Below are 26,534 nucleotides of genomic sequence, written 5' to 3'. Positions count from 1 at the left end.
ACATGTCTGGAACTAGACGCCTTTTTTCACCACGTAAATGTGCTGCTGTCATGTTAATGGCAAGTTTATTAGCACTGCCTGCGACATCATCAATAGCTAGTCAATATTCTGCAAGCTTTAAAGGTACCGATATTAATGAATTCATTAATACGGTTGGCCGTGCGTTAAATAAAACGATAATTATTGAGCCAAATGTTCGCGGCAAAATTAATGTACGTAGCTACGAAACCTTTAATGAAGAGCAGTATTACCAATTCTTCTTAAGCGTATTAGAAGTTTACGGTTATGCCGTGGTTGAAATGGATAATAACATCCTAAAAATCATCAAGGATAAAGAAGCTAAGTCTTCTGCTATTCCAGTTATTGGTGCAAATGATACTGGTTATGGCGATGAGATGGTGACACGGATTGTGCCTGTCTATAATGTGCCAGTCAGAGACTTGACGCCTATTTTACGCCAGCTTAATGATAATAGCGGTGGTGGTAATATCGTGGCGCATGATGCATCAAATGTCATTATGCTGACTGGCCGAGCATCTAAAGTGAACCGCATTGTTGAAATGATCCGCCGTGTTGATAAGCAAGGTGATCAAGAAGTCGCTATTGTGCAATTAAAGTATGCTTCAGCACCAGAGCTCGTTCGTATCATCGAAACGATTATTACCAATACTGGCGGCAGTAAGTCAAAGTCAGCAAATCAACTCACTCCGAAACTGGTTGCTGACGAGCGTACAAATAGTGTTGTAGTAAGTGGTGAAAAACGCGCCCGTGATCGCGCTGTATCGTTAGTTAAGCGTTTAGACAATGAACAAGAGAGTTCAGGCAATACCAAGGTTGTCCATTTACGTTATGCACAAGCTAAAGAGGTTGTAAAAGTATTAACTGGCGTTGCTGATTCGATTAAGAATGGCGGTTCAACGTCAAAGCCTAAAACGAAGAAGTCTAATCGTGACGTTAATATTCAAGCCCATGAGGACACCAACTCATTGGTTATAACTGCACAGCCTGATGTTATGCGCAGTCTTGAAAGTGTTATTCGTCAGCTGGACTTCCGCCGTGCACAAATCAATGTTGAAGCGATTATCGTTGAAGTGAGTGAAGGTGACGGTATTGATTTAGGTGTCCAATGGGCAAGTGCTGACGGTGGTGTGATCCAGTTTAATAATGGCGGTGCATCTATTAGTGGTATTGCTGCCGGTGTTGAAGCAGCACGAGATATTACGACGCCAGCTAGTCAGACAACAACAGGCGCAGGGGATAACCAAGTAACAACAAATAATCCAGCACTCGTAACGCAGGGTGACTATTCATTGCTACAAAGTGTGCTTGGTGGTGTAAACGGTGCATTGGCTGGTGTTGTTAAAGGCGACTGGGGCGCGGTGATTCAAGCGGTTAGTGCGGCATCAACTTCTAATATTTTGGCAACGCCGAATATTACGACCCTTGATAACCAAGAAGCAGATTTTGTTGTTGGTGAAGAGGTACCTGTTATTACCGGATCAGCGGCAAGTAACAACAACAGTAATCCTTTCCAAACTGTTGAACGTAAAGAAGTGGGTATTAAGCTTAAGGTAACGCCACAGATTAACGAAGGTAATGCTGTTCAGCTGAAAATTGAGCAAGAAGTGTCAGGTGTTAAACCTGGTACTGCGGGTACTGCTGTTGATGTTATCTTCTCAAAGCGCTCAGTTACTACGACTGTGATGGTTGATGATGGTCAAATCGTCGTGATTGGCGGTTTGATTGATGAAGATGTGCAGGAAACAGAATCTAAAGTACCATTGTTAGGTGACATTCCCGTTCTTGGTCACTTATTCCGCTCTACGAAAAGCAGCAAAAGAAAACGTAATTTAATGATCTTCATTAAACCAACTATCATTCGTGATGCGGCAACAATGCAGCAGTTAAGTTCTAGAAAATACAATATGATCCGCGCTGAGCAGTTGGCACAACAAGAGGATGGTATTGCACTGATGCCATTCACCGATCAGCCGGTAATTAATGAAGATCCTGCTGCGATTGAATTACCAAAGCCGCTTAAAGATTATGTAGAAGAGCATAACAAGAAAATGACTAAAAAATCGGCTAAGCAAGATGATGAATAGTGAAGCTAAATTAAATGATGATCTTGTAGAAGAGATTGAAACGAATGAGCCAGAAATCGATGCTGATGCTCCAGATATCGTCGTTCCTGGTGAATTTAGTTTCGCATTCGCCAAGCGTCATCAAGTGCTCTTAGTACGTAGTGAGGATGCGACAACGATTTTCTATAGCGACGCTACAAAACTTAGTGGGCTAACCGAAGCGCGTCGATTTGTTGGACAAGATGTTACGTTAGTTCATTTGTCAGCTGATGACTTTGAACGTGATTTAACCATCAAATATCAGCATGACACTTCGCAAACACAACAGTTAGTCGAAGACTTAGGTAATGATGTTGATTTATTTACATTGGCCGATGAATTAACAGAGACGCAAGACTTACTTGAGTCCGAAGATGATGCACCCATCATCAAGCTTATTAATGCAACGCTAAGTGAAGCGATTAAAGAAGGCGCCAGTGATGTTCACATTGAAACCTTTGAAAAGCAGTTAACGATTCGTTTTCGTGTCGATGGCATTTTACGTGAAGTACTTAAGCCAAATCGAAAATTGGCCTCGTTGTTAGTATCACGTATTAAGGTAATGGCGCGGTTAGACATCGCTGAAAAACGTGTACCGCAGGATGGTCGTATTTCTTTACGCATTGCCGGACGTGGTGTTGATGTTCGTGTTTCTACGATGCCATCAAGTCATGGTGAACGGGTAGTTTTACGTTTATTAGATAAAAATCAAGCTCGCTTGAATCTAAAAGATTTGGGGATGACGGAGAGTATTCGAGAACGCTTTAATACGCTTATTCATCGTCCTCACGGCATTATTTTGGTAACAGGCCCAACAGGTTCCGGTAAGAGTACAACTCTATACGCAGGTCTCACAGATTTAAACAGTAAAGACCGCAATATCTTAACGGTTGAAGATCCTATCGAATACAACATCGAAGGTATTGGACAAACGCAGGTTAATGCCAAAGTTGATATGACCTTTGCGCGAGGTTTACGTGCGATTCTACGTCAAGATCCTGATGTAGTAATGATCGGTGAGATTCGTGATTTAGAAACGGCACAAATCGCTGTTCAAGCAAGTTTAACTGGTCACTTAGTGATGTCGACGCTTCATACCAACACGGCGGTGGGCGCAGTAACTCGTATGCAAGACATGGGAGTTGAAACCTTCTTGTTATCATCGAGTTTGTTGGGCGTTCTCGCCCAGCGATTAGTTAGAACGCTTTGTAACGAATGTCGTGAAGAACATTTGGCTGATGACGCTGAACTTACATTATTGGGACAAACATCTCCGACGACAATCTATCGTCCAAAGGGCTGTGAGTCGTGTAATTATAGTGGTTATAAAGGCCGTACTGGTATTCATGAGTTATTAGAAGTTGATGATACTGTTCGTGAAATGATCCACAACGGGGCGAGCGAATCAGAAGTCGAGCGTCAGGCGCGTAGTGTCAGTAGTGGTATCCGTGGTGATGGCGTATCTAAAGTGTTAGCGGGTATTACAACACTTGAAGAAGTGCTTCGAGTAACTAAGGAAGAATAGCGTGGCAGCATTTGAGTATAAAGCGCTAAACAAACAAGGAAAGCAACTTAAAGGTGTGCTTGAAGCTGATTCGTCTCGTCAAATTCGTCAACAGCTGCGTGACAAAGGCTTGATGCCGTTAGAGGTCAATCAAGTTGCTAGTGTCGCCACGAAGAAAAAATCGAGTTTATTCGCGAAGAAAATTAGTGCTGGAGATTTGGCATTGGTTACCCGCCAATTGGCCACTTTGGTGCAATCATCTCTGCCTATCGAAGAAAGTTTACAAGCGGTTGCTGAGCAATGTGAAGAAGCTAACGTTAAATCCGTTGTAATGGCCGTGCGAAGTCGTGTTGTGGAAGGGTATAGTCTGGCAGATTCAATGGCAGAATATCCTGATGTATTTGAAAAGTTGTACACAGCGATGGTGGCCGCTGGAGAAAAGTCAGGGCACCTTGATACAGTATTAAACCGGCTGGCTGATTATACTGAACAGCGCCAAGCTATGCGCAGTAAATTGATGCAAGCGATGATCTATCCAATCATGTTAACGACAGTTGCTCTTGGTGTAATTGGCCTGCTCTTAGCGCTCGTTGTACCGCAGGTTGTGCAGCAATTTGATCATATGTCTCAGGAGTTACCTTGGGCCACTCAGCTTTTAATTACGCTTAGTGATTTTGTTCGACATTATGGTTTATTGATTATTGTGGCAATTATCGTTGGTATTATTGCCTTTAAGCAGCGATTAAAGAACGAAGCTTTTGAACTCAAGGTTCATAAACGTATTTTAAAAACGGCCGTTATTGGTAAGGTGTCACGCGGAATTAATACGGCACGTTTTGCACGAACGCTCAGTATTTTAACCTCATCGAGTGTACCGTTGTTAGAAAGTATGAAAATTTCAGCGGAAGTGTTGGCTAATCAACATATGCGAAGCGCTATTTTAGATGCAGCTAACTATGTTCGAGAAGGCTCTAGTTTACGGGCTTCGTTAACGCAAACGAAACTATTTCCACCGATGATGCTCCATATGATTGCATCTGGCGAGAAAAGTGGTGAGCTCGAGCAAATGTTAGGCCGCGCTGCGGATAATCAAGATCGAGAATTTGAATCAACAGCAAATATTGCTTTGGGTATATTTACTCCGGCGATTGTTGTGACGATGGCAGTTATTGTATTTTTTATAGTGATTGCGATTTTACAGCCAATTTTGGCACTAAACTCCTTAGTTGGGGCGTAGTTTTTATGTTAGTAAGAGAGAAAGTTATGAATAACAACAAGCAAAAACAAGGCGGTTTTACGCTTATTGAATTAATGGTCGTTATTGTTATTTTAGGATTATTAGGTGCTATGGTTATACCTAGTGTTTTTGGTAGCAAGGAAAAAGCTGACTTCCAGAAAGTACGTTCTGATATTGGCCAATATGAAGCGGCGTTAAAGCGCTACCGTTTAGACAATGGTAGCTACCCGACGACTGATCAAGGTTTAGAAGCCTTAGTGACTAAACCTACCATTGACCCTATTCCACGTAACTTTAGTGATGAAGGCTACGTTGACCGTTTATTCAGTGATCCTTGGGGCAGTGAATATTACATGGTATCGCCAGGTGAAAATGGAAAAATCGATATTTATTCTGTTGGACCTGATGGTGAAGAAGGTACTGATGATGATATTGGTAATTGGAACATGCATGACAAGCCACAAGAGAAATAAGTAGCATTTTGTGAATATTACTACTGCTAGGCGATACTCACGACAACAAGGCTTCACATTAATCGAGGTGCTTATTGTCGTACTCATTATGGGGCTTGCAACAAGCTTTGTCGTGATGTCGGTGGGCGGATCTACTTATAAAGATAATGTAAAACGTGCTGCTCATAAAATGGCAGCACTTTCGAATATCGCACTTGATCAAGCCGTATTATCTGGCCGTGATTATGGGGTGGTATTTGCGCGAGATAAATATCATTTTGTTGAACTCAAAGATCAACGTTGGGAACCAGCACAAGACGAATTACTTAAAGAGCAGCAATTAGAAGATATCTATTTACAGGCAGAAGTAGATGGCTTTATGTGGTTGCCGGATCAAGTTGATTATTCTTCTAGCGCGTTGTTTAGCGAGCGTGAAGTAGATGAAGAACAAGATGAAAAAGAAAAAGCACATATTCCGCAATTACTCATCTTATCATCAGGTGAAATGACGCCCTTTAAATTAACTTTCGCCGTTGACCAAGAAAAATTATTCAATTTAGACACCGATGAAATGGAGTATTTTTCGGTTGTTAAAGGGAACACTTTAGGCTTATTAAGCGTGTTTGATTCCAATGATGAGGAATCTTATGAATAATCAAATGGCAGTCCACAGATTAAAGAGACAATGTGGTTTAACACTTATTGAAGTAATGGCGGCATTGGCTATTTTCGCGGTAGCCGCGTTAGCCATTGTTAGTGCGACCGGTGAGCATATTCGCAGTCTGACCTATCTAGAACAAAAAAACATGGCGTTGTGGGTAGCCAACAATCATCTTACTCAATTAACGCTAGATGATAAATTTCCCCAGCTTGGTGATAAAAAAGGTAATGTCGAGTTAGCTAATGTCACTTGGTATTGGCAACAAAAGGTGGTTAAAACTACGGATCCAAAATTTCGTTCGATCACGATTCGGATTCTGAGTGAAGAGAAAGGTGACTATGCCTTGGCTGAGTTAACGACGTATATGGCGTCTAAATCATGATGCAACGTGGTTTTACGCTCATTGAAGTGTTAATTGCAATGGCTATTGTCGCGATTATTGGTGTGGCATCTGCACAGGTTGTTTCATCTGTGATTGCCAGTGATGAAGCGTCGCGCAAAGCCGATAAACGAATTACGCTGCTACAGCGAACGTATCAAACCATTCAGCGTGACATGCTACAAATGACATCGCGCGCAGTGCGGGTTAATGGTGGTAAGCCACGTAAACAGTTTATATTTGCAGGTGAAAATGTCATAGAGAGCGATGATGATGGCATAGTATTTACGCGAAAAGGATGGAGAAACCCCGCGCAAATGTTTCCCCGAAGTAATCTGCAAGGTGTTGGTTATCGTGTTGTCGATGGTAAGTTAGAGCGACTTCATTATCTTTATCCTGATCAAGGAGCTGGTGTTGAGCCACAAGTAACAACGTTAATTGAAGGTGTTATTAGTTTTAAAATTGAATACTTTGATGCAAAAAAGTGGCAGAAACAATGGCAAAAGCCATCCTTACCACAAGGAATTGCACTTAACATCACCACTGAAGCCTTAGGTGAAGTACGGTGGCAGTTTTTAGTACCCTCAGCGCCGTCGACATTTAAAGACGAAGGCGATAAACCATAATGAGTATTCATTCAAGTTCAGGGTTGAAACAACAACGTGGAGTGGCGCTGATTACGGTATTATTGGTTGTCGCAATCATAGTCGTCTTGGCCACCAATATGACGGGAAGACTACAGCTGTTGATGGGACGTAGTATTAATATGCAAGCCAATCAGCAAGGTTTATGGTCTGCGATGGCTGGTGAACAGTTAGTATTTAACGTATTGGAGCAAGATCATAAAGATGATCCTCAAAAAGTTCATTTGGCTCAACTTTGGGCGCGAGAAGGTATGATTTTCCCCCTCAATGATGGAGCGCTGTCTGGCGAAGTTCGGGATTTACATAGCTGTTTTAACATCAATGCATTAGGTGCTAAAGCAGAGAATGAGCAGACGCAAAAGCGTCCATTACCGCAACGTCAGTTTGAGATTTTGTTAAGACAGTTGGAAATAGAAGATTATGTTGCAGAAGTACTGTCTTATACCATTGCCGATTGGGTAGATGAAGATAGTAGAATCAATGGTAATTTTGGTGCTGAAGATGAGACATATTCCAGCCGTACAGTGCCTTATATTACGGCCAATGGCCCTATTGGTGATATTAGTGAATTATTAGCAATTGAAGGTATGACGCCAGCGATATATCGTGAAATAACACCTTATTTGTGTGCATTACCTGAGCTGAAAAACAAACTTAATATTAATACTATTAAAGAAGAGCACGCGCAATTATTAGTGGCACTATTTGATAATAAGATCAGCGTAGAAGATGCTAAGTCTTTAATAACCAGCCGAGATCCTGAGGGATTTAAATCAGTGGACGAATTTTTAAGTAGCCCTGAAATAAGCAGTATTGGCACACTAGCAGACGAAATTAAAGAGCAGTTTGATGTTAAGAGCCAAGACTTTATGGCTAAATTAACTTATACATTAGACGATCAAAGTTTTACGCTAAACAGCGTCTATCACAGGGATGACGGTGGAAAACTCCATGTTGTATCCAGACAAATTGGCGATGATAGATAAATCATGAGGAATTATAGGTGAGTGAACGTTTAGTAATACGTTTAGGTAGCAACGATGGCGATTCGATCCATTGGTTGCAATTTAACGATAAAGCCCAAGAAGTTATAGCTTCTGGGTCGTTGAACAGTGCCGAAGAATTATCGCAATTAGCGCAGCAAGCCGCTGCTACAGTGCAGGTGCTAGTACCAGGTAGTGACGTTAGTTACTTTGAAGTGGATGTTCCTAAAAACAATCGCCGACAAGCAATTGCTGCTATCCCATTTATGTTGGAAGATGAACTCGCTTCAGATATTGATACATTGCATTTTGTGTATGGCGCTGTCGTTGATAGTCGCCAGAGCGTTTATGTGTGCGACAAGCTAACCATTGCCCGTTGGATAGACTGGCTATCACAAGCAGGCATCAACGCTAGCCAATTGTTACCTGACTATTTGGCCGTTCCAGTGGCTCAGGAGCTAGAACATATCAGTGTCTTACAACTTGATAACCAATTATTGTTCCGACTCAATAGCAATCAAGGTTTGTGTATTAATCAGCAGTGGCTAAATATCACTCTTGAAAAGCTACGTGACGGTGAAGAATCGTTGTCCATCGAACATTATGATGTTCAATCTGATAATCAATTGTCTCCTCATCAATGGCTGGCACAGCCACTGATTTTACCAATGCAGCAATTTGCAATGTCGCTGACAAAGCTGCCAATTAACCTGTTGGTTGGTGAGTTTACTCAAAATAAGAAAACTAATAATCACTGGAAAGTATGGCGTGGTGTTGCTATTGCGGCGTCTTTATTAGTGGTGATGTTTTTCGTCGAACAATTCATTCGTGTTAATCAATTAGAACAGCAACAAGCACTGCTCAAGCAACAAAGCGAAGATATTTTTAGACAGCTTAATCCGAATGTTCGCAAAGTAATCAAGCTAAAATCGAGAATGCAAAACGAAATAAAATCGCTTGCTGGTGGCGGTGGCACTAACGAGTTATTCGATATGCTAGAAGTAATGAATAGTGCACTCAATGCTGTGCCAGAGCTAAAGCCAAGTACCATTAAATTTGATAAACGTCGTAATGAACTGCGTTTACAAGCGCAAGCGGGTTCTTATCAGCAATTTGAAAAGTTTAAGGGGTTACTCGAGCAACAATACTCTGTCACCATGGGTGCTATGAACAACAATGGCAACAAGGTTAATGGCTCGTTAGTAGTGAAGGTGTCATCATGAAAGAATGGTTTAATAGTTTAGCTGAGCGTGAACAACGCTTGATTTCAGTGATGGCTGGCGTAGTGATGATTGCTATCATTTACTTTATGCTAATCAAACCTTTACAAGATCGAGTGGCGAAAGCTGAGCAAGGCGTAAATCGTAATCAGCAATTGCTGACTTGGGTTGAAAAAAATGCCAAAAGAATTGTTCAATTGCGTGCGCAAGGAGGCGTTACTTCAAGTGCCAGTGGCTCAATTGAACAGCGAATTAATAGCTCTGCTCGCCGTTTTAATATCACCATCAATCGACTGCAACCGCAGAATAATAAGATGCAAGTCATGATTGATAACGCGCCATTTAACAACATTTTACAATGGGTTCAATCATTACAGTTTAAACAAGGTTTAATTATAGAAATAGCAGATGTCCGTGCCGAAAACCAACCCGGCTTTGTTAAAACAAGGCTAGTGGTGAGTCAATAATATGGTTAAAACATTAAAAATATTTTTTGCCGTTGCCTTAATTTATGTTGTTTTTATGGCAGTGTTGTTTCCAGCTCGTTTTGCGACAGCAACTTTAAAAGAAATGAATGCAATTCCTTCTGCTATTAAACTTGGAACTGTTAGTGGTTCAATTTGGAATGGAAAATTAAGCGCTGCTAGTTATCAAGGGATCGCTCTTGACTCAATTAGTTGGCAACTATCGCCGTTATCAATGCTTACTGGCACAGTGTTAGTCGACTTTAAAGCGGGTAGCCGTCGCAGTGATATTAAAGCGAACGGGCAAGTGGCCTTTAACAGCCAAGGTTTAGCAGCAAATGACTTGTCGATTAAAGCGCCTCTTACTGCCATATTACAACATTACCCACTGCCCTATGGTTTAACGAGTACAGGACACTTAGATTTATCTATTGCTCAGTTTCAGCAAGATAAACCGTGGTGTGAATCACTTGATGGCGTCGTAAAAGCAAATAATTTATTGATCAAAAGTGCATTCGGCCAATTAGCCGTTGATAATGTATCTGCAAAGTTAGCATGTCCGAACGGCGTGCTAACCGCATATATGCAGCCATCGACTAATAGTTTAGGTATTAATGGCAACGTTCAATTGACAAAAACACGTCAATATATTCTCGATGCTAACGTCAAGCCACCGAGCAATGCGACCCAAGACTATATCAATGTACTGAAGTTTTCTGGCTCACCAAATAGTCAGGGTCAGTATGTATTCAAATATAGCGGTAAGCTTTAGCTTGTACATAGAGGATGTAGGATGAGTAAATCAACGTTGCCGCAAATATTATCCGTTAGCACTGTTGCGCAAAGCAGATTGTTTACTATTGAGCAGGTGGCTTTAAAGTTCTCTAACGGCGTAGAGCGTGACTATGAACGCATGAAAAATCACGGCCGTGGTGCGGTGATGGTTGTTCCTTTCATTAATGCTCAAACGCTGTTGCTTATTAGAGAATATGCTTGTGGTACTCATCGCTATGAACTAGGCTTTCCTAAGGGAATGATTGATGAAGGTGAAACGCCAGAGCAGGCTGCAAATCGAGAGCTCAAAGAAGAGATAGGTTTTGGTGCTAATAAATTTATACCACTCAAATCACTTGCGATGGCACCGACATATTTGGGTTCGACAATGCATGTCTTCATTGCACAAGAGCTGTATCCAGAGCACTTAGAAGGTGATGAGCCTGAAGAGCTAGAGGTTATCGAATGGCCCTATGGGCAAGTTGATAAACTATTAGATAATGATGATTTTTCCGATGGTCGCTGTGTCGCAGCATTATTAATGGCAGATAGATTGTTACAACCCAGCCGTTAAAGTAATAAATTAGGGGATGAGATGGATTTATGTGAGTTAACGTTAGCAGTAGAGAAAGTTGCTCGGGAAGCTGGCGCCGAAATTAAGCGCATTTATGAACAAGGAAAATTCACGACTTACACCAAAGACGATGAATCCCCTGTCACCAGTGCTGATTTTGCGGCTAACGATATCATTGAGTCTGCTCTTACTAAATTAACTCCTCATATCCCCATCGTGTCAGAAGAATCTGACAAATCAGCAATCGAAAAACGCCGAGAATGGCCGGAATATTGGCTCATAGATCCGCTTGATGGAACCCAGGAATTTGTTGCTGGTAGCGGTGACTTTGCTGTCGCTATTGCGTTAGTTGTTAATCATATTCCCACCATTGGTGTCATTTACGCACCAATTCATGATCGTTGTTATTTTGCCTCTCGCGATAAGGGAGCCTATCGTCGCGATGCTGACGGCTTAACTCCGATTTATGTTGATAAACAATCTCGTGATATCGTGCGTATTGCGGTGAGTTTACGACAGGCAAAAGAGTTGGTCGAATCACGACTCAATAGTGATTTTAATTATGAATTTGTTGCGATGGGAAGTGCAACTCTCAAAGCTTGCTTAGTAGCGCAAGGTGGCGCTGATATCTATATGCGTATCGGCCCAACTGGCGAATGGGATACTGGTGCAGCGCATTGTATTGTAAGTGAAGCTGGTGGCGATATTTATGACTTGTGCATTAATCGATTAACTTATAACAAACGCGATACTTTAGCTAATCCCAATTTTATCGTTTGTGGTAATCAAGCACTGCCATGGTCTCACATTGTGAATGAGTAGTAATACAGACATATATTATGATTTTGAACTAGACTTATAGTTTAGGGGGAAGATTGTAGAGGTGATGTATGACGTCTGTAACTCAATTTGAATCTCGTTTAAAGGTGATGCAATCAGCGCTCAACAATAAGCTTGATAGTATCAAAGAAAATGTTACAAAAGCCGCTAACGCCGATTGGAATGAACAAGCCCAAGAACGTGAAAATGATGAAGTGTTAGACGCGTTAGGTAATGAGGTTCGCAGAGAACTCAATTTAGTCAATGGCGCGCTGCACCGGATTAACATTGGTGAATATGAATTTTGCGATGACTGCGGCAAAACAATCAATCCATCCCGTTTAGAGATATTGCCATATACTCAATATTGTATCGATTGCGCTAGTAAACGTGATTAATCAGCGCGAATAGCGCAATTCCTGCCTAGCACTTTGGCAGTGTTAAGTGCATCATCTGCACTCGTTAATAATTGCTCACTGCTTAGTTTATTTAATAACGAAGGCGCTGTTACCCCAATACTAATAGATAGCGCAATATCATATCCTTTGTACGTTACAGTCTCTTGATTTACATGACTGACTAATTTTTCTGAAAAACGCAGTGCAGAATCGATTTTTGTATTGGTTGCTATGATGGCAAACTCTTCGCCATCGTAACGAGCGAAGATGTCACTTTCACGTAATGACTCTTTAACTGATTCTGCGAATGCTTTTAGTACAATATCACCGCATTCATTACCGTATTTATCGTTAATTTGTCTAAAGTGGTCAAGATCGATTAACAATAGTGAAAAATCACTTTTATAACGCTGATAACGTCTAAGTTCATTTTTTAAAGACTCTAACAAATGACGACGGTTGCGAATACCAGTTAATGGATCATGAGTTGAGTAGCGTTGCAGTGCACTTCTTGCCTCTTTGTGTTGTTGGATCTCTGTTTTGAGTACAAGCGTTTTTTCTTCAATAATTAAATCCCGATTAGCTTTTTCGTATTCTAACTGACGCACTAAACGTCTAATACCGTTAAGCGATAACAAACTAATACCTGTCATCAATAAAAATATAACGATGTGAATCATCAAATTTTGATGGTGAAGCGGCTTTTCTTGCTCTATCAACTCACTTATATCATAGGAAATAACGAGTCCACCCAAAGTATTATTCGGTTCTAATTGTGATTTATCGTGACAAGAAAAACATGTGTCGTTAGCAACAAATGAAGAAAAGTAATGAAATTGATTATTAATGATTTTCTTGAAATCGTTAGTTGGCGTTAACTGATGTGCGAGGACTTCTTTTTGCCATCCCTTTACTTTGTTCTTTGGATTAATTGGCTTTAAGCTAATCAGCGAGAGTGAGAACGTGGGATCTAAAAATGACTCATTGAGCTGTTCAAGCATTCGACCAACCGAAATTTGCGTAAACTTTTTACCGTCTTCTCGTGTGAGATTCTTATTGGCAGTATTTAAATAAGGATTTTCAGGGTTATGCGCTGATATTGGTACGTAAATTTGTTGATGTTTTGTCGTCCAACGAAGCAGAATTTCAACCATTCGTTTACCACCAAGGCCTTTAGCTTGAATAGTCTTCTGCGTTGATTGACTGATAATTATTTGATTCCAATAATAGGAAACACTGGTGAGCATAAGCCAGATAGCGACTAAAACAACAGTGGCAATGGGGGCTTTAATTAACCGCAGCATTGGGATGTTATTCGTGCTCACAAATTCTCCTTTCACATTTTAATCTATTCTATTATAGCTAACAAATTATTGTTTCGGCGATGCTAAATCTTCAATTTGTTTCGATAATAGTTGTCAATTTTTGATCTTCTTCCCAATTAAACGGGGGATCGTGTTTTTAACACCTTGCTATCTCGAGAGGTTCAAATTACAATAACGCGCTAAATTTTGTAAGCCCTGTTTTTTAACAGGGCTTAATTTATGGTTTCAATGTAAGATTTTATGTGAAGAACAAGCTGCTGGGCAGACTGTTTGAGTACAACTATTAGGATAGTAGTAAATGAACGCAACAAATACTGAAAATCAGAACGGATCGATGGATCTAGTGAAATGGATCCTTGTTATCGGTTTATTAGCGGGTGCCGTTGTTGGTAACTACATGTATGGCGAACTGTCTGTACTTTACCGTGCATTAGGCGTAGTCGCTGCTATCGGTGTTGCACTTTTTGTTGCAGCACAAACTGAAAAAGGGCGTGAAGCGGTTGCTTTCGCCAAAGAATCTCGCCTTGAAATTCGCAAAGTAGTATGGCCAACCCGTAAAGAAGCAACCCAAACGACGTTAATCGTCTTGGCAGCTACAGGTGTAATGGCATTAGTACTTTGGGGTTTGGATGGTGCATTAGTAAGAATCGTCGGCTTTATCACAGGCATCAAGGTTTAAAATTATGTCAGAAGAACAACCAAAATTCAGATGGTACGTTGTACAAGCTTTCTCAGGCTACGAGCAACGTGTACAAAAAACCTTAGTCGAGCATGTTTCGATTCATGGTATGGAAGATTTGTTTGAAGAGATTCTTGTTCCGACTGAAGAAGTCGTTTCAATGAAATCTGGTAAGAAAACAAAAAGCACGCGTAAATTCTTCCCTGGCTATGTATTAGTTAAAATGGTGATGAACGAAGACAGCTGGCATTTAGTTAAGAACGTTCCTCGCGTTATGGGCTTTATTGGTGGTACGAGTGATCGTCCTGCGCCAATATCTTCAAAAGAAGCTGAGCGAATTTTACAACGTCTTGAAGATGCTGTGGACTCGCCAACACCAAGTTCATTGTATGATCCAGGTGAAATTGTTCGTGTTATTGAAGGTCCATTTGCTGACTTTAACGCAACTGTTGAAGAAGTGGATTACGAGAAGAGCCGTGTGAAAGTATCTGTGCTTATCTTTGGTCGCTCTACTCCTGTTGATCTTGAATTCGGTCAAATCGAAAAGGATGATGCTTAGTTTTCAATACGTCGCTATTTGTTACAAATCCGGCGTCGAAAGTGCTCACTTACATGCGTAAGCTGCGCGCTTTCTTCTTGTTTTTGAGTCAACTAGCTTAGTATTGAAAAACTAATACCAATTGCATTAAGTAAGTGATCTTGTTGTGCGTAGAGAAAATCAGCTAAAACAAGGCGCTCGATTGACTAATAGCTGGCTATTAGGATTGAGAGCAACGCCATTTTAGTTAATTTTAACAAGTACAAGTGGGCAAATATTTAATGAAATTGGTATAACAAAGAAAAAATTTAGAGGGAATTGCTGGGCGTTTAACTTTATTGGTTAAATAACTAGCAATTTTCTTGTCTGGGGCGTGAATTATCGCTATAATTCGCGCCCTTAATTAACCGGGGAGCTAATTTGCGACCGATATTTCCACTTCTGGGGATATTAAAGCCGATAGTCTTACTGCTTTAGCAAAGCCGTCAAGTTCGAATAACATGAGCTTATCTTGATAAGTGATTGTTGTGAGAATGAAGGCAATGCAGATAAAACATTAAGGATACAGGCATGGGAGCAAGGCGTTTGTACCCAAACTAGGAAATAAAATAATGGCTAAAAAAGTCCAAGCTTATATCAAGCTACAGGTTGCTGCTGGTGCAGCTAACCCGTCACCACCAGTTGGTCCTGCTCTAGGTCAGCACGGTGTAAACATCATGGAATTCTGTAAAGCGTTTAACGCAGCAACTGATTCTATCGATAAAGGCGCTCCGGTTCCTGTAGTTATCACTGTATATAACGATCGTTCTTTCACGTTCGAAACAAAAACTCCACCTGCTGCTTACCTTCTTAAGAAAGCTGCTGGTATCAAATCTGGTTCTGGTCGTCCTAACACTGAAAAGTGTGGCACCGTAACTCGTGCACAGTTAGAAGAGATCGTTGCTACTAAGCAACCAGATCTTACTGGTGCTGATTTGGAAGCTAATGTTAACTCTATTGCCGGCTCTGCTCGTGCAATGGGTCTGAACGTAGAAGGATAAGAATAATGGCTAAATTAACTAAACGTATGAAGAACATCCGTGAAAAAACTGATGCTCTAAAATCTTACGATATCAACGAAGCTGTTACTCTTTTAAAAGAATTAGCGACTGCTAAATTCACTGAAAGCGTAGATGTTGCGGTTAACCTTGGTGTTGACCCTCGTCGCAGCGATCAAAACGTTCGTGGCGCTACAGTATTACCACACGGTACTGGTCGTACAGTTCGTGTTGCTGTTTTCACTCAAGGCGCTAATGCTGAAAAAGCAAAAGAAGCTGGTGCAGACATCGTAGGTATGGACGATCTAGCTGCTGCTGTTAAAGGCGGCGAGATGGATTTTGACGTAGTTATCGCTTCTCCAGATGCAATGCGTGTTGTTGGTCAACTAGGTACAATCTTAGGCCCACGTGGTTTAATGCCTAACCCTAAAGTTGGTACAGTTACACCTGACGTTGCTACAGCAGTTAAAAACGCTAAGTCTGGTCAAGTACGCTACCGTAACGATAAGAATGGTATCATCCATTCTACAATCGGTAACGTTAGCTTTGACAATGACAAGATCAAAGAAAACCTAGAAGCTCTACTTATCGCTTTAAACAAAGCGAAGCCAAGTGGCGCTAAAGGTACTTTCCTTAAGAAAGTTTCTTTATCTACTACAATGGGTGCTGGCGTTACAATCGACCAAGCAACTGTTGATACTAAAACAGCTTAATCGCGTTTTAGAAAAATCTTAGGGCTCAATCACAGAGTTTGTTTGGTTACATATTGTGTTATCAAATAACTTCTGTATAATTTTGCGCCCTAATGGGTTGAGGTTCGGGTGAAATCATTGATTTTATTCGAACTCTCGTCCAAGACCGTAGGAGCCGCGATTGACTGATATTAAGAAATTAATATCGTAAAAACAACGCTTAATCTTATTTGTAAAAAATGAGTCCTACGCAGACGGTGTGAATCCAAACATTCCTATGTTTTGTTTTTTACCGTGTTCACACTCTAAGTTGTTTTGATTTAGGGTTTTACTAAAGTTCCGAGTTATCTCGGAGTGAACCAGGAGTTATGCCAATGGCATTAAGACTTGAAGACAAAAAAGCAATCGTTGCTGAAGTCAATGAGGTCGCCAAAAGCGCTCTGTCTGCAGTAGTTGCTGACTCTCGTGGTGTTACTTTAGGTGCAATGACAGCTATGCGTAAGCAAGCTCGTGAAGCTGGTGTTCATGTACAAGTTGTACGTAATACACTAGTTAAACGTGCTCTAGCTGGTACTGATTTTGAGTGTCTTTCAGATACTTTTAAAGGTCCAACTCTAATTGCATTTTCAAGCGAACATCCGGGTGCTGGCGCACGTATCTTTAAAGACTTCGCGAAAGCTGAAGAAAACTTTGAAGTACTAGCAGCTGCATTTGAAGGCGCTTCTTGTGATCCAGAAGTTCTTGCAACGCTTCCTACGAAAGACGAAGCTATTGCACGACTAATGAGCGCAATGAAAGAAGCTTCTGCTGGCAAACTTGTACGCACTATTGCGGCAATTCGCGATCAGAAGGAAGAAGCAGCGGCTTAATTTCTCGTTATCGAGTATTAAGAACTGTTTTTATAATCAATTTTTTAGAACGCAAATTCATTTTGAATTGTGTTCACAATATTAGGAATGTATACCATGTCTGTATCTAAAGACGATATCCTAAACGCTGTTGCTGAAATGTCAGTAATGGACGTTGTAGAACTAATCGAAGCAATGGAAGAGAAATTCGGCGTATCAGCTGCTGCAGCTGTTGCTGTTGCTGGCGGTGCTGCTGAAGCTGCTGAAGAACAATCAGAATTCGACGTAATTCTTACTTCTTTCGGCGACGCTAAAGTTGCTGCAATCAAAGCTGTTCGTGGCGCTACAGGTCTAGGCCTTAAAGAAGCTAAAGCTATGGTTGAATCTGCTCCTGTTGCCATCAAAGAAGGTGTTGACAAAGCAGAAGCTGAAGAGCTTAAGAAAACTCTGGAAGATGCAGGTCTTTCTGTTGAACTTAAATAAGGTTAACCCTTATTTGAGAGCCGCTTAGTTAGCAATAGCTGATTAAGCGCGAGGCTGGTGATTATTTAATCACCAGCCTTTTTGCGCTAAAAAACATGGTGGATTTCGCACTACATACACCATGAGTTTTAAACACTTATTAAATGATGTAAAACTATGATAAATAGTAATTATTTTATTTAGTGTCCAGTCCCTACCAGAGATTACTGGGTAGGTTCTTACCAAAGTGTTGTTATTTTCGAGGTTGTTTAGCAATAAGGCTACAGATAGCGCTTATTGAAGACTAGGCAACAGTTGTCAAACGTCAGCTAATTTGAGGAAACCCATGGGTTACTCTAGTAACGAAAAAAAACGTATCCGTAAGGATTTTGGTAAGCGTCCGCAGGTGGTTGAAATTCCACAGCTTTTGGATATCCAAAAGGACTCTTTTGCCAGATTTATCACGATGGACTCTACCGGTGAGCTAGGTTTAGAAGCCGCTTTTAGATCTATTTTCCCTATCAAGAGCTTTTCTGGTTATGCAGAACTGCAATATGTAAGCTATAAGCTTGGTACGCCAGTATTTGATGTTAAAGAATGTCAAATCCGTGGTATTACTTACAGCGCACCGCTACGTGTAAAACTACGCCTTGTATTATTTGATCGTGAAGCGCCGAAAGGTACAATCAAAGATATTAAAGAGCAAGAAGTATACATGGGCGAAATTCCATTAATGACAGACAACGCAACGTTTGTTATCAATGGTACAGAGCGTGTTATCGTTTCTCAATTACACCGTTCTCCAGGTGTATTCTTCGATCACGATAAAGGTAAAACACACTCTTCAGGTAAGATTTTACATAACGCGCGCGTTATTCCTTACCGTGGTTCATGGTTAGATTTCGAATTCGATCCTAAAGATGCTGTATTCGTACGTATCGATCGTCGTCGTAAATTACCTGCTTCTATCATCCTTCGCGCTATGGGCATGGAAACTGAAGAAATCTTAGATTTATTCTTCGAGACAACTTCATTTAAAGTTAAACGCGGTAAGATCATTATGGATCTTGTCCCTGAGCGTTTACGTGGTGATACAACATTATTTGATATTAAAGACAATGACGACAATGTTATTGTTGAGACTGGTCGTCGTGTTACGGCTCGTCACGTTCGTCAAATGACTAAAGCTAAGCTAACGACTGTTGAAGTGCCAACAGAATACGTGATTGGTAAAATTATCAACCGTAACCACGTTAACAAAGAAACTGGTGAAGTAATCATTAACGCTAATGATGAAATTACACTAGAAAACTTAGCGGCTCTTTCTGAGTCTGGCGTTAAAGAATTCGACACTATCTACTTCAATGATTTAGATAACGGTCCATTCATGTCAGATACTTTACGTGTTGATTCTTCAACTAACCGCCTAGAAGCGCTAGTTGAAATCTACCGTATGATGCGTCCTGGTGAGCCACCAACCAAAGATGCTGCTGAAGGATTATTTGAAAACTTATTCTTCAATGACGAGCGTTACGATCTATCTAAAGTAGGTCGTATGAAGTTTAATGCTCGTGTTGGCGCTGATGTTGAATTAACGACTGGTACTTTATCAAAAGAAGATATCATTGCCGTTATGAAAACACTTATCGACATCCGTAACGGTAAAGGTGAAGTGGATGATATTGATCATCTTGGTAACCGTCGTATTCGTAGTGTTGGTGAGATGGCTGAAAACCAATTCCGAGTTGGTTTAGTACGTGTTGAACGTGCTGTTAAAGAACGTCTATCATTAGGCGATCTAGCTGAGATCATGCCACAAGATTTGATCAACGCTAAGCCTATTTCTGCTGCTGTTAAAGAATTCTTTGGTTCAAGCCAATTATCTCAGTTCATGGATCAAAATAATCCGTTATCTGAAGTAACGCATAAGCGTCGTATTTCTGCATTAGGCCCTGGTGGTTTAACGCGTGAACGTGCTGGCTTTGAGGTTCGAGATGTACATCCGACGCACTACGGTCGTCTATGTCCTATCGAAACACCTGAGGGACCAAACATCGGTTTGATAAACTCACTAGCTTCTTACGCTAAAACAAACGATTACGGTTTCTTAGAAACACCTTACCGTAAAGTTGTTGATGGCGTTGTAACTGATGACGTTGAATTCCTATCTGCAATCGAAGAAACAAACTTCGTTGTAGCACAAGCATCTGCTGTTATCGACAAAGATAACCGTTTAGCAGAAGAACTTGTGGCTTGTCGTACTAAAGGTGATTCAACCTTTATGCACGGCGACCAAATTGATTATATGGATGTATCTCCACAACAAATTATCTCTGTGGCGGCATCAATCATCCCATTCCTAGAGCACGATGATGCTAACCGTGCCTTAATGGGCGCGAATATGCAACGTCAGGCTGTTCCAACATTAAGAGCTGATAAGCCTTTAGTTGGTACAGGTATGGAACGCACAATCGCTGTTGACTCTGGTGTTACCATTGTTGCTAAGCGTGGTGGTGTGGTTGATTATGCTGATGCTGGTCGTATTGTTGTTAAAGTTAACGAAGATGAGTTAGTTGCTGGTGAAGCGGGTATCGATATCTACAACTTAACTAAATACACCCGTTCTAACCAAAATACTTGTATTAACCAACGTCCAACTGTAATGGCTGGTGAAGTGGTTGTTCAAGGTGATGTGATGGCTGATGGCCCATCAACCGATATGGGTGATTTGGCACTAGGCCAAAACATGCGTATCGCATTCATGCCTTGGAATGGTTACAACTTTGAGGATTCTATCTTAGTTTCTGAGCGTGTAGTTCAGCAAGATCGTTTCACAACAATCCACATTCAAGAACTAACGTGTATTGCACGTGATACTAAGCTTGGTAGCGAAGACATCACGGCTGATATTCCAAATGTAGGCGAAGCCGCATTAGGTAAGTTAGACGAGTCTGGTATCGTTTACATCGGTGCTGAAGTTAAAGGCGGCGACATTTTAGTGGGTAAAGTTACTCCTAAAGGTGAAACGCAATTAACGCCTGAAGAAAAGCTTCTAAGAGCTATCTTCGGTGAGAAAGCATCTGATGTTAAAGATAGCTCACTACGTGTTCCTAATTCAGTTAGCGGTACTATTATTGACGTTCACGTATTTACACGTGATGGCGTTGAGAAAGACAAGCGTGCACTTGAAATTGAACAAATGCAGCTTAAAGAAGCGAAGAAAGATTTATCAGACGTATTTACTATCTTAGAAGATGGCATTTTCGAACGTGCTGAAAAACTGCTTGTAGCGTCTGGTCTATCTAGCGACCAGTTAAGTGCTATGCCGCGTCGTGAATGGTTAGAGCAAACACTATCTGATGAAGCTTCTCAAACAGCGCTTGAGCAAATTGCTGCACAACACGTTGAAACTAAAGCTGATTTCGACAAGCAATTTGAAAACAAACGCCTGAAGATTACCCAAGGTGCAGATCTGCAACCTGGCGTATTGAAAGTTGTTAAAGTTTACCTAGCTGTTAAACGTCGTATCCAGCCTGGTGATAAGATGGCGGGTCGTCATGGTAACAAAGGTGTTATCTCTAAACTGTGTCCAGTTGAAGATATGCCACATGATGAAAATGGTCGTACTGTAGATATCGTACTTAACCCGCTGGGTGTACCGTCTCGTATGAACATCGGTCAGATTTTAGAAACTCACTTAGGTTTAGCGGCTCGTGGTATCGGTGATCAAATCACTGACATGCTTGCACAACAACGCCAAGTGTCTGAACTGCGTGATTATATCCAACGTGCATATGCATTAGGTAACTGTAATCAAGAAGTTAACATTGACGACTTTAGCGATGAAGAAGTTGTTCGTCTTGCTAAAAACCTTCAAGGTGGTATGCCAATGGCAACCCCGGCGTTTGATGGTGCAGATGAAGCTGAAATCAAAGGTATGTTGAAACTTGCTGGTCTACCTGAATCGGGTCAAATGGCCTTGTTTGATGGTCGTACTGGTGACAAGTTTGAGCGTCCTGTAACTGTTGGTTACATGTACATGCTGAAACTGAATCACTTGGTTGATGACAAGATGCATGCGCGTTCTACTGGTTCATACTCACTTGTTACTCAGCAGCCACTAGGTGGTAAAGCTCAGTTCGGTGGTCAGCGTTTCGGTGAGATGGAAGTATGGGCACTTGAAGCATACGGTGCTGCTTACACGCTACAAGAGATGTTAACTGTTAAGTCTGATGACGTTAATGGTCGTACTGAAATGTACAAAAACATTGTTGACGGTAAGCACGAGATGAATCCAGGTATGCCGGAATCATTCAACGTATTGTTGAAAGAAATCCGCTCTCTAGCGATCAACATCGAGCTTGATGAAGAGTAAGCCCAAACTATTTTTATAGTTTGAGATTCTAATTTATGGCACGCATTAGTGCGTGCCCTAACTCCACTAGGAGATAAAAGTGAAAGACTTACTGAAGTTTCTAAAACAGCAGAACAAAACCGAAGAATTTGATGCAATCAAAATCGGTCTTGCTTCTCCTGAACAGATCCGTTCTTGGTCATTTGGTGAAGTTAAAAAGCCAGAGACTATTAACTACCGTACCTTCAAGCCTGAGCGTGAAGGTCTATTCTGTGCACGTATCTTTGGCCCAATTAAAGATTACGAATGTTTGTGTGGTAAATACAAACGTCTGAAGCACCGTGGTGTTATTTGTGAAAAATGTGGCGTTGAAGTAACGCAGTCTAAAGTTCGTCGTGACCGTATGGGCCACATCGATTTAGCAAGCCCTGTTGCGCACATTTGGTTCCTAAAATCGCTTCCGTCCCGTATTGGTCTATTACTAGATCTTACATTACGTGACATCGAGCGTGTTCTTTACTTCGAATCATTCGTTGTAACTGAGCCAGGCATGACAGATCTAGAAGTATCTCAAATCCTGACTGAGGAAGAATACTTAGATGCCTTAGAGGAGCATGGCGATGAGTTCGAAGCTAAAATGGGTGCTGAAGCAGTTCTAGCCCTATTAGGTCATCTTGAACTTGCGCGAGAAATTGAAGAAATGCGCGAAGAGCTACCTTCAATTAACTCTGAAACTAAGCGTAAAAAGATCACTAAGCGTCTTAAATTAATGGAAGCATTCCACGAATCAGGTAATAACCCTGAGTGGATGATCATGACTGTATTACCAGTTCTTCCGCCAGATCTTCGTCCATTAGTACCGCTAGAAGGTGGCCGCTTTGCGACGTCAGATCTCAATGATTTATACCGTCGTGTCATTAACCGTAATAACCGTCTAAAGCGTCTTCTAGACTTAGCGGCACCGGACATTATCGTACGTAACGAAAAGCGTATGTTACAAGAGTCTGTTGATGCCCTACTAGATAACGGACGTCGTGGTCGAGCTATTACTGGATCTAATAAGCGTCCACTTAAGTCGCTTGCAGACATGATCAAAGGTAAGCAAGGTCGTTTCCGTCAAAACTTACTTGGTAAGCGTGTTGATTATTCTGGTCGTTCGGTTATCACCGTTGGTCCTACGCTGCGTTTACACCAATGTGGTCTTCCTAAGAAGATGGCACTTGAGTTATTCAAGCCATTTATCTACGGAAAATTAGAATCACTTGGCATGGCAACTACCATTAAAGCTGCTAAGAAAATGGTTGAGCGTGAAGTTGGCGAAGTTTGGGATATTCTTTCAGACGTTATCCGCGAACATCCAGTCATGCTTAACCGTGCACCTACTCTTCATAGACTAGGTATCCAAGCGTTTGAGCCTGTACTTATCGAAGGTAAAGCAATTCAGCTTCACCCATTGGTTTGTGCGGCATACAACGCCGATTTCGATGGTGACCAAATGGCGGTACACGTACCGTTAACTATCGAAGCACAGCTTGAAGCGCGCGCGCTTATGATGTCGACTAATAACATCCTATCACCAGCTAATGGTGAACCGATCATCGTACCTTCACAGGACGTTGTATTGGGTCTTTACTACTTAACACGTGATTGTGTTAACGGTAAAGGTGAAGCGATGGCATTTAGTGATATCGATGAAGTAGAAAAAGCTTACCGTACAGGTCACGCTCAACTACACGCTCGCATCAAAGTACGTATTACAGAATATCAAAAAGACGAAAACGGTGAATTACAAGCTAGCACTACGCTAACTGATACTACTGTTGGTCGTGCGTTATTCTCACGTATTATGCCAAAAGGTCTGTCTTATTCTTTATTAGACAAGCCATTAGGTAAGAAACAAATTTCAACGCTACTAAACACTTGTTACCGTGAAGTTGGCCTTAAAGATACTGTTATCTTTGCTGACCAATTAATGTATACCGGTTTCGGTTATGCAACAGTGTCTGGTTGTTCTGTTGGTATTGACGACATGGTGATTCCAGATGAGAAGAAGACGCTTATCGAAGAAGCACAAGCAGAAGTTGCAGAAATCTCTGAGCAGTTCGCTCAAGGTCTGGTAACAGCTGGTGAGCGTTACAATAAAGCAATCGATATCTGGGCTGGTACCAATGAGAAAGTATCGAAAGCGATGATGGACAATCTTTCAACTGAAACGGTTATTAACCGCGACGGCGAAGAAGAAACTCAACCATCGTTTAACAGCGTATTTATGATGGCTGACTCGGGCGCTCGTGGTAGTGCTGCTCAGATCCGTCAGCTAGCTGGTATGCGTGGTCTGATGGCTAAACCGGATGGCTCAATCATCGAAACGCCAATCATTGCGAACTTCCGTGAAGGTCTGAACGTAAACCAATACTTCATCTCTACTCACGGTGCTCGTAAAGGTCTAGCGGATACGGCACTTAAAACGGCTAACTCGGGTTACTTAACGCGTCGTCTAGTAGATGTTGCACAAGATTTAGTAATCTCTGATCAAGATTGTGGCACATTAGACGGTCTAATGATGACGCCATTAATCGAAGGTGGTGATGTTGTTGAGCCATTACGCGAACGAGTATTAGGTCGTGTAGTTGCAGAAGACATTATCAAGCCTGGAACAACAGATGAAGTACTTGTTGAGCGTAACGTTATGCTTGATGAAGCTCTTGTTGACATGATTGAAGCTAACTCTGTTGACCAAGTTAAAGTACGTTCTATCATCACATGTGATTCTGACTTTGGTGTTTGTGCCAACTGTTACGGTCGTGATTTAGCACGTGGTCACTTGATTAACATGGGTGAAGCCGTAGGTGTTGTTGCTGCTCAGTCAATCGGTGAGCCGGGTACACAGCTTACGATGCGTACGTTCCATATCGGTGGTGCGGCATCTAGAGCGTCAGCAGAGAACAACGTTCAAGTTAAGAATGCTGGTACTATCAAGCTTCATAACTCTAAGCACGTTGATAACTCTGAAGGCAAATTGGTTATCGTTTCTCGTTCATCTGAACTTACCATTATCGATGAAATGGGTCGTGAGAAAGAGCGCTATAAAGTGCCTTACGGTACGATCTTAGAGAAGGGTGAAGATGCAACAGTCGCTGCTGGCGAAATCGTAGCAAACTGGGATCCGCATACGCATCCAATCATCACTGAGGTACAAGGTAAGATTCAATTCGTTGACTTAATCGATGGTATTACCATGGATAAGAAAACTGATGATCTAACTGGTTTATCTTCAGTGGTTGTTATCGATGCTGCACAACGTGCTGCTGCTGGTAAAGAAATGCGCCCTGCAGTAAAACTTGTTGATGCTAAAGGCAATGACGTATTAATCGCTGGTACCGACGTTCCTGCAATCTACTTCTTACCAGGTAACGCAATTGTTAACCTAGAAGATGGTGCATTAGTAAACGTTGGTGACGCATTAGCACGTATTCCACAAGAAAGCTCGAAGACTCGTGATATCACGGGTGGTCTACCTCGCGTAGCCGATTTATTCGAAGCACGTAAGCCAAAAGAGCCTGCGATTCTTGCGGAAATTAGCGGTACGATTTCATTTGGTAAAGAAACCAAAGGTAAACGTCGTCTAGTTATTACACCAGCTGATGGTAGCGATCACTACGAGGAAATGATTCCTAAGTGGCGTAATCTTAACGCGTTCGAAGGTGAGAAGGTTGAAAAAGGTGAGGTAATCGCTGATGGACCTGAGTCTCCGCATGATATTCTTCGTTTACGTGGTATTACACACGTTGCGAATTACATCGTGAACGAAGTTCAAGACGTATACCGTCTACAGGGTGTAAAAATTAATGATAAGCACTGTGAAGCGATCATTCGTCAAATGCTACGTAAGTGTACTATTACCTTCTCAGGTGACAGTAACTTCCTAGTGGGCGAAATGCTTGAGTACTCTCAAGTTAAAGTGGCTAACCGTGAATTGGAAGAAGCTGGTAAAGAACCAGCACGTTTTGAGCGTAACCTAATGGGTATCACTAAAGCGTCACTTGCAACTGAGTCATTTATCTCAGCAGCATCGTTCCAAGAAACAACACGTGTACTTACCGAAGCAGCTGTAAGTGGTAAACGCGATGATTTACGTGGTCTGAAAGAAAACGTAATCGTTGGTCGTTTAATCCCTGCAGGTACTGGTTTTGCTTACCATGAGAAGCGTCGTGCTGCTCAAGTTGAGCCAGAAGTTGTTAAGATTGACACTGATGAAGCAGAAGCTAATTTAGCTGATTTACTTGGTAGCCTAGGTGGCGACGAGTAATTAACTAATGAGTTGATGCATAAAAAACCCGATGATTATTTCATCGGGTTTTTTTATG

Annotated in this window: 23 protein-coding genes; 22 read left to right on the top strand and 1 reads right to left on the bottom strand. The window is 41.5% G+C overall.

The genetic code is table 11. The features are described 5' to 3' along the window. Positions 1 to 2 precede the first annotated feature (2 nt). From gspD to ACMAZF_RS18505, 14 genes are all read left to right on the top strand, one after another. Entirely contained in the window at positions 3 to 2,105 is a 2,103-nt protein-coding gene (gene gspD / locus ACMAZF_RS18570) for a type II secretion system secretin GspD (protein ID WP_435275202.1), read from the top strand. After that, the gene (gene gspE, locus ACMAZF_RS18565) at positions 2,095 to 3,648 is read left to right on the top strand and encodes a type II secretion system ATPase GspE (RefSeq protein WP_435275201.1); all 1,554 of its coding nucleotides are present in this window, start codon (positions 2,095 to 2,097) and stop codon (positions 3,646 to 3,648) included. The genes gspD and gspE overlap by 11 nt, the downstream gene beginning before the upstream one ends. A 1-nt stretch (position 3,649) precedes the next feature. Next, positions 3,650 to 4,864: a type II secretion system inner membrane protein GspF gene (gene gspF, locus ACMAZF_RS18560; protein ID WP_435275200.1), complete on the top strand. Its 1,215-nt coding sequence runs from the start codon at positions 3,650 to 3,652 to the stop codon at positions 4,862 to 4,864. Positions 4,865 to 4,890: 26 nt separating this feature from the next. Further along, positions 4,891 to 5,337, top strand: coding sequence for a type II secretion system major pseudopilin GspG (gene gspG / locus ACMAZF_RS18555; RefSeq protein WP_435275199.1), 447 nt, complete (start codon positions 4,891 to 4,893; stop codon positions 5,335 to 5,337). Positions 5,338 to 5,347: 10 nt separating this feature from the next. After that, positions 5,348 to 5,971: a type II secretion system minor pseudopilin GspH gene (gspH, locus tag ACMAZF_RS18550; RefSeq protein WP_435275198.1), complete on the top strand. Its 624-nt coding sequence runs from the start codon at positions 5,348 to 5,350 to the stop codon at positions 5,969 to 5,971. Then, entirely contained in the window at positions 5,964 to 6,359 is a 396-nt protein-coding gene (gspI, locus tag ACMAZF_RS18545; RefSeq protein ID WP_435275197.1) for a type II secretion system minor pseudopilin GspI, read from the top strand. Before gspH ends, gspI begins: the two co-directional genes overlap by 8 nt. Beyond that, on the top strand, positions 6,356 to 6,982 hold the full coding sequence (gspJ, locus tag ACMAZF_RS18540; RefSeq protein WP_435275196.1) for a type II secretion system minor pseudopilin GspJ: 627 nt from the start codon (positions 6,356 to 6,358) through the stop codon (positions 6,980 to 6,982). The genes gspI and gspJ overlap by 4 nt, the downstream gene beginning before the upstream one ends. Next, positions 6,982 to 7,986, top strand: coding sequence for a type II secretion system minor pseudopilin GspK (gspK, locus tag ACMAZF_RS18535; RefSeq protein ID WP_435275195.1), 1,005 nt, complete (start codon positions 6,982 to 6,984; stop codon positions 7,984 to 7,986). The genes gspJ and gspK overlap by 1 nt, the downstream gene beginning before the upstream one ends. A gap of 17 nt (positions 7,987 to 8,003) precedes the next feature. Then, entirely contained in the window at positions 8,004 to 9,206 is a 1,203-nt protein-coding gene (gene gspL / locus ACMAZF_RS18530) for a type II secretion system protein GspL (protein ID WP_435275194.1), read from the top strand. Continuing rightward, a complete protein-coding gene (gene gspM, locus ACMAZF_RS18525; protein WP_435275193.1) occupies positions 9,203 to 9,670 on the top strand; it encodes a type II secretion system protein GspM in 468 nt (155 codons plus the stop codon). The genes gspL and gspM overlap by 4 nt, the downstream gene beginning before the upstream one ends. 1 nt (position 9,671) lies before the next feature. Next, positions 9,672 to 10,439 carry a type II secretion system protein N gene (locus tag ACMAZF_RS18520; RefSeq protein WP_435275192.1) on the top strand — a complete coding sequence of 256 codons (768 nt, stop codon included), beginning with the start codon at positions 9,672 to 9,674 and terminating at the stop codon, positions 10,437 to 10,439. Between the two features lie 21 nt (positions 10,440 to 10,460). After that, positions 10,461 to 11,015 carry an ADP compounds hydrolase NudE gene (nudE, locus tag ACMAZF_RS18515; protein ID WP_435275191.1) on the top strand — a complete coding sequence of 185 codons (555 nt, stop codon included), beginning with the start codon at positions 10,461 to 10,463 and terminating at the stop codon, positions 11,013 to 11,015. Between the two features lie 21 nt (positions 11,016 to 11,036). Further along, positions 11,037 to 11,837: a 3'(2'),5'-bisphosphate nucleotidase CysQ gene (gene cysQ / locus ACMAZF_RS18510; RefSeq protein WP_435275190.1), complete on the top strand. Its 801-nt coding sequence runs from the start codon at positions 11,037 to 11,039 to the stop codon at positions 11,835 to 11,837. 68 nt (positions 11,838 to 11,905) lie between these two features. After that, positions 11,906 to 12,232: a TraR/DksA family transcriptional regulator gene (locus ACMAZF_RS18505; RefSeq protein ID WP_435275189.1), complete on the top strand. Its 327-nt coding sequence runs from the start codon at positions 11,906 to 11,908 to the stop codon at positions 12,230 to 12,232. Here ACMAZF_RS18505 and ACMAZF_RS18500 read toward each other — a convergent pair. After that, the gene (locus ACMAZF_RS18500) at positions 12,229 to 13,557 is read right to left on the bottom strand and encodes a diguanylate cyclase (RefSeq protein WP_435275188.1); all 1,329 of its coding nucleotides are present in this window, start codon (positions 13,555 to 13,557) and stop codon (positions 12,229 to 12,231) included. The two genes, ACMAZF_RS18505 and ACMAZF_RS18500, sit on opposite strands and share 4 nt — an antisense overlap. 298 nt (positions 13,558 to 13,855) lie before the next feature. Here ACMAZF_RS18500 and secE point away from each other — a divergent pair, with 298 nt between their 5' ends. The 8 genes from secE (at position 13,856) to rpoC (ending at position 26,476) form a co-directional block, all read left to right on the top strand. Further along, positions 13,856 to 14,236, top strand: coding sequence for a preprotein translocase subunit SecE (gene secE / locus ACMAZF_RS18495; protein ID WP_435275187.1), 381 nt, complete (start codon positions 13,856 to 13,858; stop codon positions 14,234 to 14,236). A 4-nt stretch (positions 14,237 to 14,240) separates the two neighbouring features. Then, positions 14,241 to 14,795, top strand: coding sequence for a transcription termination/antitermination protein NusG (gene nusG, locus ACMAZF_RS18490; protein WP_435275186.1), 555 nt, complete (start codon positions 14,241 to 14,243; stop codon positions 14,793 to 14,795). 590 nt (positions 14,796 to 15,385) lie between these two features. Next, complete coding sequence (gene rplK, locus ACMAZF_RS18485; protein WP_435275185.1) at positions 15,386 to 15,814, top strand: 50S ribosomal protein L11; 429 nt, start codon at positions 15,386 to 15,388, stop codon at positions 15,812 to 15,814. Positions 15,815 to 15,819: 5 nt separating this feature from the next. After that, positions 15,820 to 16,524, top strand: coding sequence for a 50S ribosomal protein L1 (rplA, locus tag ACMAZF_RS18480; RefSeq protein WP_435275184.1), 705 nt, complete (start codon positions 15,820 to 15,822; stop codon positions 16,522 to 16,524). Between the two features lie 353 nt (positions 16,525 to 16,877). Beyond that, positions 16,878 to 17,372, top strand: a complete 495-nt coding sequence (gene rplJ, locus ACMAZF_RS18475; protein WP_435275183.1) for a 50S ribosomal protein L10 — start codon at positions 16,878 to 16,880, stop codon at positions 17,370 to 17,372. Between the two features lie 96 nt (positions 17,373 to 17,468). Next, a complete protein-coding gene (rplL, locus tag ACMAZF_RS18470; RefSeq protein WP_435275182.1) occupies positions 17,469 to 17,834 on the top strand; it encodes a 50S ribosomal protein L7/L12 in 366 nt (121 codons plus the stop codon). 325 nt (positions 17,835 to 18,159) lie between these two features. Next, positions 18,160 to 22,188: a DNA-directed RNA polymerase subunit beta gene (gene rpoB / locus ACMAZF_RS18465; protein ID WP_435275181.1), complete on the top strand. Its 4,029-nt coding sequence runs from the start codon at positions 18,160 to 18,162 to the stop codon at positions 22,186 to 22,188. Positions 22,189 to 22,267: 79 nt separating this feature from the next. Further along, positions 22,268 to 26,476: a DNA-directed RNA polymerase subunit beta' gene (gene rpoC, locus ACMAZF_RS18460; RefSeq protein ID WP_435275180.1), complete on the top strand. Its 4,209-nt coding sequence runs from the start codon at positions 22,268 to 22,270 to the stop codon at positions 26,474 to 26,476. The last annotated feature ends 58 nt before the right edge of the window (positions 26,477 to 26,534 follow it).

Source organism: Psychrobium sp. nBUS_13, from assembly GCF_051201665.1.
GTDB lineage: Bacteria > Pseudomonadota > Gammaproteobacteria > Enterobacterales > Psychrobiaceae > Psychrobium.
The sequence above is the reverse complement of the archived record's forward strand: the minus strand, read 5'-3'. Positions and strand labels throughout refer to the sequence as shown.

Bases quoted from the DNA above. Each gene is read 5' to 3' on its own strand.
- gspD (WP_435275202.1), top strand. From the start codon at position 3: ATGTCTGGAACTAGACGCCTTTTTTCACCACGTAAATGTGCTGCTGTC.
- gspE (WP_435275201.1), top strand. From the start codon at position 2,095: ATGATGAATAGTGAAGCTAAATTAAATGATGATCTTGTAGAAGAGATT.
- gspG (WP_435275199.1), top strand. From the start codon at position 4,891: ATGAATAACAACAAGCAAAAACAAGGCGGTTTTACGCTTATTGAATTA.
- gspI (WP_435275197.1), top strand. From the start codon at position 5,964: ATGAATAATCAAATGGCAGTCCACAGATTAAAGAGACAATGTGGTTTA.
- gspJ (WP_435275196.1), top strand. From the start codon at position 6,356: ATGATGCAACGTGGTTTTACGCTCATTGAAGTGTTAATTGCAATGGCT.
- gspK (WP_435275195.1), top strand. From the start codon at position 6,982: ATGAGTATTCATTCAAGTTCAGGGTTGAAACAACAACGTGGAGTGGCG.
- gspM (WP_435275193.1), top strand. From the start codon at position 9,203: ATGAAAGAATGGTTTAATAGTTTAGCTGAGCGTGAACAACGCTTGATT.
- ACMAZF_RS18520 (WP_435275192.1), top strand. From the start codon at position 9,672: ATGGTTAAAACATTAAAAATATTTTTTGCCGTTGCCTTAATTTATGTT.
- nudE (WP_435275191.1), top strand. From the start codon at position 10,461: ATGAGTAAATCAACGTTGCCGCAAATATTATCCGTTAGCACTGTTGCG.
- cysQ (WP_435275190.1), top strand. From the start codon at position 11,037: ATGGATTTATGTGAGTTAACGTTAGCAGTAGAGAAAGTTGCTCGGGAA.
- ACMAZF_RS18505 (WP_435275189.1), top strand. From the start codon at position 11,906: ATGACGTCTGTAACTCAATTTGAATCTCGTTTAAAGGTGATGCAATCA.
- secE (WP_435275187.1), top strand. From the start codon at position 13,856: ATGAACGCAACAAATACTGAAAATCAGAACGGATCGATGGATCTAGTG.
- nusG (WP_435275186.1), top strand. From the start codon at position 14,241: ATGTCAGAAGAACAACCAAAATTCAGATGGTACGTTGTACAAGCTTTC.
- rplK (WP_435275185.1), top strand. From the start codon at position 15,386: ATGGCTAAAAAAGTCCAAGCTTATATCAAGCTACAGGTTGCTGCTGGT.
- rplA (WP_435275184.1), top strand. From the start codon at position 15,820: ATGGCTAAATTAACTAAACGTATGAAGAACATCCGTGAAAAAACTGAT.
- rplJ (WP_435275183.1), top strand. From the start codon at position 16,878: ATGGCATTAAGACTTGAAGACAAAAAAGCAATCGTTGCTGAAGTCAAT.
- rplL (WP_435275182.1), top strand. From the start codon at position 17,469: ATGTCTGTATCTAAAGACGATATCCTAAACGCTGTTGCTGAAATGTCA.
- rpoB (WP_435275181.1), top strand. From the start codon at position 18,160: ATGGGTTACTCTAGTAACGAAAAAAAACGTATCCGTAAGGATTTTGGT.